The sequence below is a fragment of the Telluria beijingensis genome, from assembly GCF_030770395.1.
Lineage (GTDB): Bacteria > Pseudomonadota > Gammaproteobacteria > Burkholderiales > Burkholderiaceae_D > Telluria > Telluria beijingensis.
This window is the reverse complement of the sequence record NZ_CP132480.1, coordinates 4539162-4553047: the sequence shown is the minus strand read 5'-3', so window position 1 is coordinate 4553047 and position 13886 is coordinate 4539162. Positions and strand designations below refer to the sequence as shown.

Genomic DNA, 13886 nt, shown 5'->3' with positions numbered 1-13886 from the left:
ATGACCAAACAACAACCTGTCAAGAAAATCGTCCTCGGCCTGGCCATCCTCGGTGCGGTGGTGTTCGCCGGCGCCTACGGTTATGCCGTGGCGCCGACCGAGACCCGCAAGATCGAGCCCGGCCCTGGCCTGGCGGCCGGTGTCAAGCCGGACGCGGGCCTGATCGAGAAGGGCCGCTACGTCGCCACCGCTTCCGACTGCATCGCCTGCCACACGGCGCCGGGCGGCAAGCAGTTCGCCGGCGGCCGCGTGATCCAGTCGCCGATCGGGAATATGTACGCGACCAACGTCACGCCGGATAAAGAGACCGGCATCGGCAACTACTCGCTGGACGATTTCGATCGTGCGGTCCGCCACGGCATCGTGCCAGGCGGCGGGACGCTGTATCCGGCGATGCCGTTCCCCTCGTATGCCCGCATGAGCGACGACGATATGCGCGCGCTGTATGCGTACTTCATGTACGGCGTCGAGCCGGTGAAGCAGGCCAACCGCGACAACGAGATCGCCTGGCCGCTGTCGCTGCGCTGGCCGCTGGGCATCTGGCGCAAGAACTTCGTGCCGGTGCAGGGCCCGATGGACCTGTCGAAGTACTCGGACCAGAAGATCGCCCGCGGCGCCTACCTGGTGCAAAGCCTCGGCCACTGCGGCAGCTGCCACACGCCGCGTGCGGCGACGCTCAACGAGCTGGCGCTGGACGAATCCGGTCCGGAATACCTGGCCGGCGGCCCGCTGATCGATGGCTGGCTGGCGGTCAACCTGCGCGGCGACAAGGTCGACGGTATGGGCAACTGGACGGCGCAGGACATCGTGGATACGCTCAAGACCGCCCGCAACAAGCACTCGGGCGTGCTGGGCGAGCCGATGCAGGACGTGGTCACGCACAGCACGCAGAACATGACGGACGACGACCTCATGGCGATGGCGCTCTATATCAAGAGCTTGCCGGAGACCGGCAACAAGAAGGCCAGCTTCGTCGCCAGCGATGCGACGGTCCAGAAGATCATGGCCGGCAATGACAGCGAACGCGGCGTCCAGCTCTACCTGGACAACTGCGCGGCCTGCCACCGGGTGGACGGCAAGGCGGCGGGCGACGTGTTCCCTGCGCTGCCGGGCAATCCGACCGTGCTGCAGGAAGACCCGACGTCCCTGATCCGCGTGATCCTGGCCGGTGCGCGCCTGCCGTCGACGCACACCGCGCCGTCGGACCTGGGCATGCCGGGCTTCGCGTGGCGCTTGTCGGATGAAGAGACCGCGCAACTGGTGACCTTCGTGCGCAACAGCTGGGGCAACCAGGCTTCGCCGGTCGGTGCGGCGGATGTGGCCAAGGTGCGCAAGCTGGTGAAGGAGCACGAGCTCCATACGGCGGACAAGGGCGATACCAGGCACTGATCCGTTAGCAGCAAGTCAGCTCCAATCAGCGTCGTCCCCGCGCAGGCGGGGACCCAAGTGCTGCTAGCGCTGCCGAAACGCTTGCAAACTTGGGTCCCCGCCTGTGATGTGACCCCTTAAACTGAGACGGTTGGATGTTCGTCTAGACGGTCTGGGTCCTGTATTGCACAGGACTCAGGCCGTTCAGTTTGAGCTTGATACGGTCATGATTATAGTAGTCAATGTACTGCTTCAGGCCGTCCACGAGTTGCTCGACACTGCTAAATTTGTTGAGGTGGTAAAACTCGGACTTCAACACGGCGAAGAAGCTCTCCATGGCCGCATTGTCATGGCAGTTTCCCTTACGGGACATGCTCTGTTGTAGCTCACCCTTATCGAGTGCATGTCGAAACGCTGGCATGCGATATTGCCAGCCCTGGTCTGAGTGAAGGATGGGGCGGTCGTGTTCTGTAAGTTTGCCCATCGCCTGTTCGAGCATGTCGCTCACCAGGTCCAGGCTCGGTCGCTCTCGTATCTCATAGGCGATGATCTCGCGGTTGTACAGGTCCATGATGGGAGAGAGATACACCTTTCTGCCAGCGACCTTGAACTCAGTGACGTCCGTTACCCACTTGTCGTTCAGGCGATCTGCCTCGAAGTCCCGCTGCAGGACGTCTTCCGACGCCTCCATGGCGTCAGCCTTATAGGACTTGTACTTCTTCGGCCGAACCAGCGATTTCAAACCAAGCTCGCCCATCAGACGCTGAACTGCCTTGTGGTGATGATGCGTCCAGCCTGCCGTAGTGCGGCCGTGATCCGGCGATAGCCGTAGCGCCCGTGATGGCGATGGAACTCGGCCTGGATCTCCTCTTTCACCTGTGCGTCCTTGTCGCCTGCCTCAAGAACTTTCTTTTGATAGAAGAACGTACTGCGTGCCATCGATGCCGCTTCAAGCAAGTAAGCCAGTCCATGCTCTAGCCTTAGTTCGAGTATTACTTGCGCTTTTTCGCTGGCGCAAACGGCTTCGACTCGACTAAGGCTTTGAGCTTTTTTAGGTAGGCATTCTCCGCACGAAGCCGCTTGACCTCGTCTACAAGGTCGTCATGTGAGCAGTTCTTCTCGTCCACTGGGACACGGACGGGGGGAGTCGGCGGAGCCTTCATTTTGGGATTTTCGTTACGGCGTCGTTTCAAACCCTCGAAACCGCCTTGCTTGTGCCGCCGCTCCCATTCGCCGATGTGGGATGCGTTAGGAAGATTGAACACAGCTGCGGTCTGTCGATAGGACAGCGCATTGTCCCACATGTGTTTCAGGACCGACAGCTTGAACTCGGCACTGTGAGCGTTCCACACTCTCATCGCTAGCCCAGCTATGCCATGGAGGCGGTAGCGTCCCACCCATGAACGCAACAATGATGCGGAAATTTCGAACTGCTGCGCTACTTTCGTGAAGCATACTGACCCAGACAAGTAGGCCTCAACGGCTGAAAATTTGAACTGCTCGTCGTACTTCATAAGACCCCTGGAAGTGGAGTCTCACTTCAAGGGGTCACATCATCTCGATCAGCCTGGTGCGCCTGGTATCGTGCTTCGGCTTCGGCAGCGTGGCCGGGATCGCCTTCGGCCTGCTGGTGGGCCTGTCGCCGCGGCTGGATGCCTATACGGCGCCGACCTTCCAGGTGCTGCGCCAGATTCCTTCGGTGGCCCTGATCCCGCTATTCATCCTGGTATTCGGCATCGGCGAAACCTTCAAGGTCGTCATCGTAGCCAAGGCCAGCTTCTTCATCGTGGCGCTGTCCGTCCACGACGCGGTCAGGAACCTGCCGGTGCGCTACCTGGAGGTGGCGGCGGTGCTGCGCTTCTCGCGCCTGCAGGCGATCCGCAAGGTGGTGCTGCCGGCGATCGTGCCCGACACCCTGACCGGGGTGCGGCTGGCCCTGGGCCGCTCGTGGATGGTGCTGGTCGGCGCCGAGCTGCTGGCGGCCGAGAATGGCCTCGGGCAGATGATGGAGATGGCGCGCCAGATGTTCCGGCTCGACGTCGTGATGGTGGGCGTGGTGCTCACTGGCCTGGTCGGCCTGGCGCTGGACCGGGGCTTCCGCCTGCTCGAAGCGTGGCTGATGCGCTGGCAGCGCCGTTGATGCGGAGAATACGATGAAATCGCTATGGAATGGTGCCGGCGCGGCATTGCGTGGCCTGCTGCTGCCGGCGCTGCTGCTGCTCGCCTGGCAATGGGCGTCCGGCCGCGGCGCCAGCGCCGCCTATGTCTTCGTGCCGCTCGAACAGCTGTGGACCGGCGCGCAGCAACTGGTCGCGGACGGCACGCTGGCGCTGCACGTCGGCGCCAGCCTGGAGCGCGCCTTGACGGGACTGGTGTGTGGCGCGCTGCTCGGCATCGCCACCGGCACCCTGATGGCGCAGTCGCGCATCGCCGAACGCCTGGTCGGGCCGCTGTACCACAGCATCCGCCAGGTGCCGCTCCTGGGCCTGGTGCCGTTGATCGCGCTGTGGGCCGGCAGCGGCGAATTCGCCAAGCTCCTGATCATCGGGATCGCGGCCTTCTATCCAACGGTGCTGAATACCTTCGAGGGCATGCGCCAGGTCGACCTGCGCTACCGCGAAGTGGGCGCCATGCTGACGCTGACCCGCGGCCAGATGTTCCGCCGCGTGCTGCTGCCGGCGGCGCTACCGGCCATCATCACCGGCGTCACCCACGCCCAGGTCTTCGCCTGGCTGGCCTGCCTGGGCGGCGAATTGCTGTTCGCGGCCGCGCCGGGCATCGGTTCGCTGCTGCTGGTGAGCGAGCAGACCGGCCGCATGGACGTGGTGCTGCTGTCGGTGCTGGTGATCGCGCTGCTGGCGCTGGTGCTGAACCTGGCGTTCGCGCGCGCGGCGCGGCTGCTGGTGCGTGGAAGGTCAGCCTGATGGGCGGCGCCGGTCCGGCCAGCGCGCCGCTGTTCGCCCCGCAGGAGTTGCGGCGATTCCTGGTCGGCTTCATCGGCCTGACCATGCTGTCGGGGATGACGATCGGGATGAACAAGGTGCTGGCCACGATGTTCGGCCTGCACCTGGGCGTCACCAACTTCCAGCTGGCCCTGATCAGCAGCGCCGAGACGGCCGCAATGGCGCTCGGCACCCTGCCGGCCGGGCGCATCCTGGCGCGCGGCAATCCGAAATTCCTGTATGCGGCGATCAGCCTGACGCTGTCGGCCCTGTTCTGCATCCTGCCCTGGCTCCCCGGCTGGCAGTGGGTGGCGGTGCTGATGTTCCTGGTCGGCCTGTGCATTGCGCTGCGCATCGTGGCGATGAGCACCGTGTTCCTGGTGCGCCTGCCCGAACTGGGGCAGGGCAAGGCCGGATGGTACAAGGGTACCCTGATGCTCGGCATCCAGTTCGCCGGCCCGCTGACCGGTAACTACGTGATCGCCCACTTGGGCCTGACCGGCGGTTTCTATGTCTCGGCACTGATGTTCGCCATCCTGGCAGTGCTGGGCTGGCAGGTGCTGCCCGACCATACCGGGCAGCGCGGGCAAGGCAAGGGCGCCGACGTCGCCGCCTGGCGCGCGCTGCTGCGCCTTCCCGTGGTGCGCACGACCTACCTGTTCGAAGTGCTGGCCAGTTTTACCGCGTCGAGCGTGGGCGTGTTCTCGATCCTGCTTGCGATCCAGGTGCTGCACTGGCCGCAGGACCACGCGGTGTGGTTGATTGCGGTGCAGGGGATCAGCTTCGTGGCGGTGCTGCTCGGCCTGGGCAATGCGGTGCTGGGCAGCCCGCACCGCGACCGCATCTACGGCGCCGCCCACCTGGCGATCATGGCGGCGCTGGTGCTGCTCGGGCTGTACCCGACCACCGCCAGCTACCTCGTCGCATCGAGCCTGCTGGGGCTGGGCCTGGGCGTGAATGCGCTGGTCAACACCAGCCGCATCGCCCACGCGCCGGTCGACAAGGCGCGCGTCTCGGCCCACCTGACCCTGCTGGGCATGGCCGCCGGCACCGTCGGTGCGCTGGCTGCGGGCCGCCTGGGCGACCTGGTCGGCCTGCGCAATGTATTTTTGCTGTGGACGCTGCCCTGGCTGGCGGCCTGGCTCTACCAACAACTGAAACAAGGAGAAACCCCATGACGCTCGCTACGCTGGTAGACAAGAATCATCTCGCGGCCACGACCCGGCGCGGCGCCGGCCTGCGCATCGATCACGTCAGCAAATCGTTCCCGCTCGAGGGCGAGTCGCTGCTGGTGCTGGACGATATCTCGCTGACCGTCGAACCGGGCGAATTCGTCGCCATCGTCGGCGGTTCGGGCTGCGGCAAGTCGACCCTGCTGCGCCTGCTGGCCGGGCTCGATCCCGACTACCAGGGCAGCCTGCTGCACGACGGCGTGCCGATCGACGGCCCGACCCTCGAACGGGGCCTGATCTTCCAGGACCACCGCCTGTTTCCCTGGTTGACGGTGGAGCAGAACGTGGAGATGGCCTTCACCAATACCAACGTTCCTGCCGCCGAACGCCGCCAGCGGGTGGCGGCCGAGATTGCGCGCGTGGGCCTGGACGGCTTCGCCGGCGCCTATCCACACCAGCTCTCGGGCGGCATGTCGCAGCGCGCCGCAATCGCGCGTGCGCTGGTGGGCCGGCCCGAGATACTGCTGCTGGACGAACCGCTGGGCGCACTGGACGCATTGACGCGCCTGCACATGCAGAAGGAGTTGCGCCGCCTGTGGCAGCAAGAGGGCATCACGATGCTGATGGTGACCCACGACATCGAAGAAGCGGTGTACCTGGCCGACCGGGTGGTGGTGCTGGAAGCCCGACCCGGGCGCGTGCGGCGCATCCAGGACGTCCCGCTGCCGCATCCGCGCCAGCGGCGCGACGCGCAATTCGTCGCGCTGCGCGACGGCTTGCTGGCCGATTTCGGCGAGCGGGGGGAAGACGCCGATCGCTGAGAACGGCATGCTGTCCTTACTGAAGGTCCATCATCCCGCCAGTTCATGACCGCCCGTCTGTGGTCATCGAGTCACACTTCTGTAATAGTTCGCGTCGTTTTGTAAAGTTTTGCAAGCGCAACGACAGCCGCGCAGCGGAAAAGCTGCGCGGCACGCCTTCCTTTGTAAAGAAATGTTGCAGAGCTAAGAAGGATCTCAGCGATATCCCAATAAAATCAAATGCTTATGTTTTCCTCGGTCGAGGTTGGACGCGGTGTTGCACCGCTGCTAGCATGAATTATCGATAACAAGGGGACATCTATGCATCGCACCACCGACACCGGCCCGCACGCGGCCCGCATGCTTCCAGCGCCCGCAGCGCAAGGCCCTGCAGCATGGAAATGAGCATGGAACGACCAGACCAGCTCCGCATGGACGCGAAGCGCAACGTGGTGGTGGCCATGCTGTTCGTGGGCCTGCTGTTCTTCATCCTCGGTTTTGTCACCTGGCTGAACGGCTCGCTGGTGCCTTTCCTCAAAATCGTCTGTGGCCTGAACAACTTCCAGGCGCTGTGGGTGACGTTCGCCTTCTACATCGCCTATACCGTGATGGCGCTGCCGTCGGCCGCCGTGCTGCGGCGCACCGGATACAAGAAGGGCATGACCCTGGGCCTGGGCGTCATGGGCGCGGGCGCCTTGCTGTTCATCCCGGCCGCCCAGAGCGCGCGCTACGAACTGTTCCTGGTCGCGCTGTTCACGCTGGCCAGCGGCATGACCCTGATGCAGACCGCCATCAACCCCTACATCGTCTGCATCGGCCCGCGCGAGAGCGCGGCCATGCGCATCAGTATCATGGGCCTGTTCAACAAGGGCGCCGGCGTCGTCGTGCCGCTGGTGTTCGCCAGCCTGATGCTGGCCGATATCGACAGCTTCTCACACACGGCGCTGGAAGCACTGGACCCGGCGGCGCGCGACGCCATGCGCGCCGGCCTGTCGCAACGCCTGGTGTTCCCGTATGCCTGCATGGCGGGGCTGCTGTTCGCGATCATGGCCTTCATTCACTTCTCTAGCCTGCGCGATATCCCGCCCGAGACCGATGCTGGCACCGTCGCCGATGGCAAGCACCCGGCCGCCGTACGCAGCGGCGTGCTGCAGTTCCCGCAACTGGTGCTGGGTTCCCTGGCGCTGTTCGCCTACGTCGGCGTGGAGGTGATCGCCGGCGACACCATCGGCCTGTATGGACATGAACTCGCGGTCGCGAACTTCGGCGTGCTGACCTCGTACACCATGATGTGCATGGTGATCGGCTACCTGATCGGGGTGGTGGCGATCCCGCGCTACCTGTCGCAGCAGCGCGCGCTGCTGCTGTCGGCCGTCGCCGGCATCCTGCTCACGATCGGCGTCGCGCTCGGATCGAGCGTCGACCAGGACGTGTCGCGTCTGCTGGTCGGCTGGCTGGGCGTGCCGCTGGTGCCCGACAGCGTCATGTACCTGGCCTTGCTAGGCCTGGCCAATGCCATGGTCTGGCCGGCCATCTGGCCGCTCGCACTCCAGGGTCTCGGGCGTCATACCGCCAGTGGTTCGGCCATCCTCGTGATGGCGATCTCCGGCGGCGCGCTGCTGCCGCTCGTGTATGGCCACCTGGCCGACCTTGGCGGTTCGCGCAGCGCCTACTGGATGATGCTGCCTTGCTATGCCTTGATTCTCTGGTACGCGGCCCACGGCCACACGCTGCGCCGCTGGGGCGGCGCCAGGGACGGCGGGGCTTGAGGCGCTCCCCGTCCACCATCCGCTCTCTCTTGCAACCAGGCTTTCCCCGCACGGCGCCGCCGCGCGGTACTCCCTTTTTCATCTAGTCCAGGAGCAGTCCGATGTCCCAATTAAAACCAAAAAAGACACTCATCAGTATGGCGGTCGCCGGCCTGTGCGCCTGCGCTGCCTTGCCGGCCTTGGCCCAGCAGGCCGCTCCGGCTGCACCCGCGGTAGACGCCGACGCGATCCCCGAAGTCGTGGTGACGGCCACCCGCCATACCACCTCGCTTCTCAGGACGCCGGTCTCGGTCACCGCCGTCACCCAGGACGAGCTGACCCGCAAGGGCATTACCGACGTGCGCGGCCTGAGCGGCGAAGTGCCCAACCTGCAGCTGGGCAGCGCCACCGACGGCAGCTCGGGCGTCAAGATCTCGATCCGCGGCGTGAGCAGCAACGACTTCACCGAGATCGGCAACCCGGCGGTGAGCCTGAACGTGGACGGCATCTATACCCCGCGCCCGCAGTCGGCGCTGGCCCTGCTGTTCGACCTGGAGCAGATCGAGGTGCTGCGCGGCCCGCAGGGAACGCTGTTCGGCCGTAATGCCACCGGCGGCAGCATCAACATCATCCCGGCCAAGCCGCAGTTCGGCTCGACCGAAGGCCATGGCACCCTGACCGTCGGCCGCTACGACCTGCGCCAGGTGACCGCAGCCCAGAACATCCCGATCAGCGACAATTTCGCGATGCGCGCCACCATGATGGCGATCAAGCGCGACAGCTACCTGAATCAGCAGCAGGACTTCTACGCGGCCGACTTCCCGCAGTTCGGCGTCACGCCGGCGCGCGACGGGGCCGGCAACATCATCCCCGACGTCGACCAGCGCCATAACCGCAAGGTGGGGGCCGACGAGGCCTATATGAACAAGGACGAATGGGCGGCGCGCCTGCAGGGCCGCTGGAAGGTCACCAACGACCTCGAATGGCTGGGCGCCTACGAGCGCTATACCAACAAGGGCGCCGGCGACATCGCCCTCAAGGACTGCAAGATGGCGGCCGGCACCGCCTACGCCTGTCCGGGCGACCAGTGGGACGTGAAGATCAACGTGCCCGGTGAGCTGGACTGGAGCATCGACACCTGGCGCAGCCGCTTCACCTGGAACCTGAACCCGAACGCGACCGTCGAATACAATGCCTCGCACTCGGTGCAGAAGCGGCGCCAGATCCGCGACGGCGACTCGGGCTACCAGCCGCTGGCCGAGGACATCAATATCTACGGCGGCTTCGTCAACGATTCGGCCGGTTTCACCAACTCGTCGAAGTTCAAGACCACCGTCCAGGAGCTGCAACTGCGCGGCGAACAGGGCACGCTGCGCTACGTGACGGGCCTGTTCTACATGCACGAGAAGAATGCGATCGAGTTCGGCGAGGATTCGATCTCGGCCATGGTCAATGCGCCCGGCGCGCCGTACTACAACCTGTACAGCCAGACCGATCGACAGTCGACCTCGATGGCCGCATTCAGCCAGTTCGACTGGGCGTTCGCACCGAAATGGAACCTGACCCTGGGCGGACGCATGACGCGCGACGTGCGCGAAGACAAGGACGGCAAGTTCTACGATTCGGGCACCACGGGCGATCCGTATTCCTACTTCCAGGGCCAGTACACGCCGATCCCGGGCCGCTTCTTCAACAGCTCGGACCTGAAACCGGGGATGGGCGCCTATTACGGCGTGGCCGGCATGAACCCGGCGATCATCCCTGACGTCAGCAGCAACCGCGATTCCTGGAACAAGTTCACCTGGCGCCTCGGCCTGAGCTACCAGCTGACGCCGAACGACTTCGTATTCGGCTCGCTGTCCACCGGCTACAAGGCGGGCGGCTTCAGCGACAAGCAGAACATCTGCGCGCGTGGCCTGAACGGCAACTGCGCCGACCGCGAGCCGGGTCCGCACTACACCTTCCTGCCATGGAAGCCCGAAACGCTCACCAATTTCGAGATCGGCTACAAGGGCCGCATGCTGGACAACCGCCTGTCGTTCTCGGCCACCGCCTTCCACAGCCGTTACAAGGACATGCAGATGACCGGCGCGGTGGAAATGGGCCGCATCATCCCGGCGATCCCGTGCACCGCCGCCAACCCGTCGTGCGACTCGGCGGTCCTGTACGGCACCACCAATGCAGCCGAGGCGAAGATCTCGGGCCTCGAACTGGAAGGCAAATACCGTCCCTGGACCGGCGCCGAAGTCAACTTCCAGTATTCGCACCTGCGCGCCAAGGTGGCCTCGTATCCCGACTACACCCAGACCTGGCGCGACGTGCCTTGCGGTCCGTTCCGCGAGACCTATGGCGTGGCCCCTTGCGTGCGCTACACCGGCCCGAACCCGGCGCTGGTCGGCCGCTTCCCGGCCGACGTGGTGGGCAACGACCTGCCGCACGCGCCGCGCAATACGGCGCGCATCGAGATGTCGCAGCGCTTCACGCTGCCCGGCGACTACGAGCTGACGCCACGCGTGTCGGCGCGCTGGCAGGACAAGATGTACTTCAGCATCCAGAACCTGGATAACGCGAAGGTCGGCAATATGCAGGGCGCCTATGCGACCTACGATGCTTCGCTGCGCCTGACGTCGCCGAGCGGCCAGTGGCGCGCCGAAGTCTATGTCAACAACCTGACCGACACCTTCGCCAAGACCAATGCGCGCATCGTCGATCCGGGCTACGTGATTGGCCAGTACATCGAACCGCGCATGTTCGGCGTGCGGGTCGGCGCCGACTGGTAATGGCGTGATGTGCCGGCCGCCGCCCGGCGGCCGGTGGGCAGCTGTGCAAACGAGGAGAACGTGATGCGTGGTGCGAACAAGGATGTGCGGGGCCTGTGGCCGGTGGCGCTGGGCGCGGGAATGCTGTTGCTGGCCGGCTGTGGCGTTGGCGGCGGCGATGAGGCAGGGACAATGCAGCAGGCCTCGCGCCAGCTGGCGGCGCCGGCGCTGCAGGCGTCGCCCTGGCCGGTCTGGTCGGGCTGGGACTTTCCGTATAACGAGCCGCCGCTGGCGGCGGCGCCGGCGGTCAATTTTGGCGTCTCGCAGCTGCTGCAGTCGAGCACCCAGACCGTGTTCCATGGCGCCCACTCGCTGCCCGCCGGCAGCGTGCAGAACTACCGCCTCGGCCTGTTCGTGCACCACGACGTGTTCTACTACCAGGCCGACGCAAGCGCCGAGATTCGTCCCGACGGCAGTTTCAGCCTGACCCTGCCGCGTTCGGTGGGCAGCGCCGACCGCGCGGTACTGGTGCTGCATCCGGCAGGCAGCAACCCGCTGGCTGGCGCCAACTGCAATGCTGCGGGTGGCTGGTGCAGCGGCCAGGTCAACGGAACGACCAAACTGTCGCTGCCGGTCGATCCGGCCACGCTGACTGCCTACACCGCGGCCTATTTCCCGGCCCCCGCCACGTCGTCGAATGCGCAGATCGCCGGCCTGCAGCGCATGATGAACACGCCGCTCGTGACCGGCGGCCCGCATGGGGCCGGACGCCTGATCCGCAGCTTCCACGACATGGATTCGGCCTTCCTGTACGACCAGGCGCTGGCCGTGATCGCCTTCAGCCTGGCCGGCGACCAGGCTAATGCCGACCAGATAATCAATGCGATGGCCAAGCTGCAGGGGCCGTCCGGCGCCTGGGTGTTCGCCTACACGACCGATGGCGCCGACGCCAACCCGGGCGTCGACATGCGCATCGCCGGAGCCAATGCCTGGTTCGGCATGGCGCTCAACGCCTACCAGAAGGCCTTCAATAGCAGCAAATACCTGACCATGTCGACCCGCCTGCACGACTACCTGCGGGGCGAACTGGTCGCGATCACGATCAACGGCGCGCCGCAATCCGGCCTGCGCTTCGCGCCGACCAATTATGCGCCGGGCCGTAGCGGCATCTTCGCCCTCGAGCACCAGCTCGATGCCTATGCCAGCATGCACCAGTTCCATGCGCTCAATGGCGGCAGCCAGTACCTGGCGGCGGCGACGGCGCTGCGCAAGATGTCGGAAAGCCTGTGGAACGGTACGCGCTTCCTGGGCGGCTACGACGCCAATACCCAGACCCTGAATACGAGCGAACGCTATCTCGACACCTATTCGTGGTCGGTGCTGGCGCTCGGGAATACCGGCAGCCTGGGGCAGCCGTTTGCTTCCGCCTTGCCCGCCATGTGCGATTATTTCAGCGTGAACGGCAAGCTGGACTACCCGTCGCGCAAGGTGACCGGCATCGTCGGCTTCCATGACGCCATCCACAATGGCGTGCCGCCGACGCCCTTCGCCTGGAGCGAGGGCAGCCTGGGTGCGATCATGGCCATGCGCCAGGGCGCACCCGGCATGCAATGCGCGGGCAATTCGTCCGACCAGATGCTGGAGTCGCTGAACTATATGGTGGACAAGCTGGGCGCCATGCCGTATGCCACCCAGAACGCCAATCCGGACTTCACCAGTTCGGGCAGCGTGGCGGGAACGGCCTGGCTGTACTACGCCAATCAGGGCAAGAATCCGTACGCCCATTATTAAAGGAAGAGATGATCGCGATGCGCTTGCTCCGGCTGTTCCAGTTCCTGTCATGCTGCGCGCTGCTTGCCGTTCCGGCTGCGCAGGCAGGCACCCTGGTGATCGAAAGCTGGCGCGTCGACGACAAGGCGCTGTGGGAACAGGTGCTGATCCCGGCATTCCAGCGCAGCCATCCCGGCATCGAGGTCCGGTTCGCGCCCAGCGCGCCCACGGAATACGATGCCAGCCTGGCCGCGCGCCTCGACCAGGGGACGGCCGGCGACCTGGTCGCCTGCCGTCCCTTCGACGTCTCGCTGTCGCTGTACCGGCAAGGGCATCTGGAACGGCTGGACGGCCGGGCCGGCATGCAGTATTTCGAGCCGGGCGCGCTGGCGGCGTGGCAGACGGCGGGCGGGCAGGAATCGTTCTGCATGCCGGTGGCCTCGGTGATCCATGGCTTCATGTACAACAAGGCGATCTTCCGCAAGCTCGACCTGCAGCCTCCGCGCACGGTCGACGAGTTCTTCGCCGTCCTCGAGGTGCTGAAAAAGAGCGGCGTCAACCCGCTGGCGCTCGGCACCGCCGACAAGTGGGAATCGAGCCAGCTGGTCTTCACCAATATCGGTCCCAACTTCTGGCGCGGCGAGGAGGGACAGCAAGCCCTGCTGGCCGGACGCGCAAAGCTGACCGATGCGCCGTTCGTGGAAGCCCTGCGCTTCGGCGCGCGCATGGGCGCCTATCTCGCGCCAAGCGCAGCCACGCAAACGTATGGCCAGAGCCAGGCCATGTTCGCGGCCGGGCGCGCTGCGATCTACCCGGCCGGGTCCTGGGACATCGCCAACTTCAACGGCGCACCTAGGCTGCAGCTCGGGGTGTTTCCGCCGCCGGTGCGCCGGCGCGGCGACGCCTGCTATATCTCGGATCACATGGACCTGGGGCTCGGCGTGAACCGCAAGTCGAAGAACAAGGAAGACGCCTATACCTTCCTGGCCTGGGTCGGGTCGCAGGAATTCGCCGACATCTACAGCAACCGCCTGACCGGCTTCTTCACGCTGTCGAACCACCTGATCGCGGTGCGCGACCCGGTGGCCAAGCAGATGGTCGAATGGCGCAATAGCTGCGCGTCGACCGTGCGCCTGAATGCCCAGGTGCTGCATCGCGGGGTGCCGAGCATGGAGAGTGTGCTGTGGAACGTGAACGCCCAGGTCCTGGATGGCACGCTGGCGCCGCAGGAGGCGGCGCGCAGCTTGCAAGGCAGTTTCGTCCGGTGGTACAAACCACCGCATAAGTAATACAAGTTTTTTAGGTAAGGAGAGACCCGTGGAGACAA

9 protein-coding genes and 1 pseudogene are annotated in these 13886 nt (G+C 65.2%); 9 read left to right on the top strand and 1 reads right to left on the bottom strand.

What is annotated here, in order from left to right; translation table 11 throughout:
* The gene (locus Q9246_RS20125) at positions 1-1389 is read left to right on the top strand and encodes a cytochrome c (RefSeq protein WP_306392480.1); all 1389 of its coding nucleotides are present in this window, start codon (positions 1-3) and stop codon (positions 1387-1389) included.
* Between the two features lie 142 nt (positions 1390-1531).
* Here the strand turns inward: Q9246_RS20125 and Q9246_RS20120 are convergent.
* Positions 1532-2882: pseudogene (locus Q9246_RS20120) on the bottom strand (IS3 family transposase).
* Between the two features lie 56 nt (positions 2883-2938).
* On the opposite strand from Q9246_RS20120, the gene Q9246_RS20115 reads away from it, so the two are divergent.
* The 8 genes from Q9246_RS20115 to Q9246_RS20080 all read left to right on the top strand — a co-directional run bounded on the left by Q9246_RS20115 (position 2939) and on the right by Q9246_RS20080 (position 13848).
* Positions 2939-3508, top strand: coding sequence for an ABC transporter permease (locus Q9246_RS20115; protein ID WP_306392479.1), 570 nt, complete (start codon positions 2939-2941; stop codon positions 3506-3508).
* A gap of 13 nt (positions 3509-3521) precedes the next feature.
* Entirely contained in the window at positions 3522-4292 is a 771-nt protein-coding gene (locus tag Q9246_RS20110) for an ABC transporter permease (protein ID WP_306392478.1), read from the top strand.
* Positions 4292-5488, top strand: coding sequence for an MFS transporter (locus Q9246_RS20105; RefSeq protein ID WP_306392476.1), 1197 nt, complete (start codon positions 4292-4294; stop codon positions 5486-5488). The genes Q9246_RS20110 and Q9246_RS20105 overlap by 1 nt, the downstream gene beginning before the upstream one ends.
* Positions 5485-6303: an ABC transporter ATP-binding protein gene (locus tag Q9246_RS20100; RefSeq protein WP_306392475.1), complete on the top strand. Its 819-nt coding sequence runs from the start codon at positions 5485-5487 to the stop codon at positions 6301-6303. The genes Q9246_RS20105 and Q9246_RS20100 overlap by 4 nt, the downstream gene beginning before the upstream one ends.
* Before the next feature lie 386 nt (positions 6304-6689).
* Positions 6690-8051, top strand: coding sequence for a sugar MFS transporter (locus Q9246_RS20095; RefSeq protein ID WP_306392474.1), 1362 nt, complete (start codon positions 6690-6692; stop codon positions 8049-8051).
* A gap of 101 nt (positions 8052-8152) precedes the next feature.
* Positions 8153-10810 (top strand): TonB-dependent receptor, encoded by a 2658-nt coding sequence (locus Q9246_RS20090; protein ID WP_306392473.1) that lies wholly within the window; start codon positions 8153-8155, stop codon positions 10808-10810.
* 63 nt (positions 10811-10873) lie between these two features.
* Entirely contained in the window at positions 10874-12580 is a 1707-nt protein-coding gene (locus tag Q9246_RS20085; RefSeq protein WP_306392472.1) for a hypothetical protein, read from the top strand.
* 17 nt (positions 12581-12597) lie between these two features.
* On the top strand, positions 12598-13848 hold the full coding sequence (locus Q9246_RS20080; protein ID WP_306392471.1) for an ABC transporter substrate-binding protein: 1251 nt from the start codon (positions 12598-12600) through the stop codon (positions 13846-13848).
* The last annotated feature ends 38 nt before the right edge of the window (positions 13849-13886 follow it).